This is a genomic window from Rhodococcus sp. DMU2021 (assembly GCF_019641445.1).
In the GTDB taxonomy this organism is placed as follows: Bacteria; Actinomycetota; Actinomycetes; order Mycobacteriales; family Mycobacteriaceae; genus Rhodococcus; species Rhodococcus pyridinivorans.
This window is the reverse complement of the sequence record NZ_JAIFKB010000077.1, coordinates 1-1,566: the sequence shown is the minus strand read 5'-3', so window position 1 is coordinate 1,566 and position 1,566 is coordinate 1. Positions and strand designations below refer to the sequence as shown.

Annotated in this window: 1 pseudogene; it reads right to left on the bottom strand. The window is 64.5% G+C overall.

Features of this window, described 5'->3' with window-relative positions:
• Positions 1-116: 116 nt before the first annotated feature.
• Positions 117-1,384: pseudogene (locus K3M35_RS25695) on the bottom strand (ISL3 family transposase); the annotation flags it as partial.
• Between the last annotated feature and the right edge of the window lie 182 nt (positions 1,385-1,566).

The following is a 1,566-nucleotide window of genomic DNA, read 5'->3' as shown; positions in this document are numbered from 1 at the left end:
GCGAGTCGGGTCGCTCGCTCGCGCAGTTCCTGTGGGTATTTGTAGTTCGCCATGGTGAGTCTGGGGTGATCCTTCCGGGATATCTGGCTCACCCTCAATGAAACCAGGGACGATTCAGCGATCCGGCCGACGTGTTTGACGATCCGGTTGTAGCCCTCGCTGCGCGCATTCGACAGGCCGGTGGTGATCGCCAGGACCATCGGTTCCTGCCAAGTCGAGATCGTCGCCGCGAACTTGCCGATCTCCGGAACACGGCACGCCGCACAGAATCGATAGAACCGATACAGTCTGTCCCGAATCTCATAGCGAAGGCCACCACGATCGGTGCAGCGCAACACGTCCCGCAACAACTCCTTGGCGATCCATGCTGCGGCGATGTCTTTCGTGTGGATCCGCTTCGGTCAGTTTCTCGAACAGGGTCGATCGTTGCTCGCCGGTGAGCCGTTCGGAGGCCCGCAGCAGTCGACGCCGATTGATCCATTCCACATCGCTCTTGCGGCCACGCCGGCCCCGCTCGGCCTGGGTGACCCTTCGGCGGACGGTGTCGACCATCTCGTTCGCCTTCTTAACCAGGTGGAACCGGTCCACCACCAGCCGGGCATTCGGCAGGGCCTCGCGGACCGCTTTGGCGTAGACGGCGGACATGTCGATCGCGACGTGGGTGATCTGCGACTTCCATGCTTCCTCCCGATCGTCGAGCCAGTCGGTCACCACAGCCGAGGTGCGTCCGTTGACCTGCGCCAACAATCCCTGATCACCCAGGATGTCGACCAGGCCGGTGTCCCACCGGTCCACCCACGACCGCGCACCGGTGTCGGGATCGGTTTCCCATCTCGCCTTCCCGCGCCTGGTTTCGTCGATGCCGAGCACGAGCACCGGCTCGGGTTCGCCGGCCAGGGCGGCGTCGGCGACCATCACGAGGTGGTCGTGCACGGTGTGCCAGGCGCACCTGTAGTCGCCGGCGACCGCGGACACCGACCGGTCCCCGTCGAGGACCGCCTCGGCCAGCAGCGCCTTCGCCCGTGGTGTCACCCGTGTCCGGGGTGGCACTCCCGGCGTCGACTCGGTGAACACTCTTCGATCGCAGGAGATGTTGGTGCACAACCATTTCCGCTTACTCCACACGAGTTCCGGGCGGTCGGGTCCGACCCGCACGTCCCGCGGGGTGGTAGTGACCCACCCCTTCGAACGCGAGGACCTCTGCCCGCACTGCGGGCAGATTCCGACCCACTGTGGTGCCGTCGCGATGTGCACGATGCGACTGCCCTCGACCGTGCGCTGCACCGACTCGACGACGACGCCGTCGAGATCGAGCAGCAATGAACTACCGTGGAGCATGCCCGCGTTCCTTGCTGTCCTGGATGCCGAAGAACACCCAGCTCACAAGGGCGCGGGCCCTTTTTCAATCACCGACACGGCAACGGGGTCGGTCGACACCCGCCCCTACCAACTGCGACACTCCTATTGACTTGCTGTCAAGCGGCGGTCGTTTGGCGTCGAGGCTGCAGCGTCTGGACGATGAGTGGATAGAGCTGCCGAACGAGATACCGTTTCAGGCAGCGGATG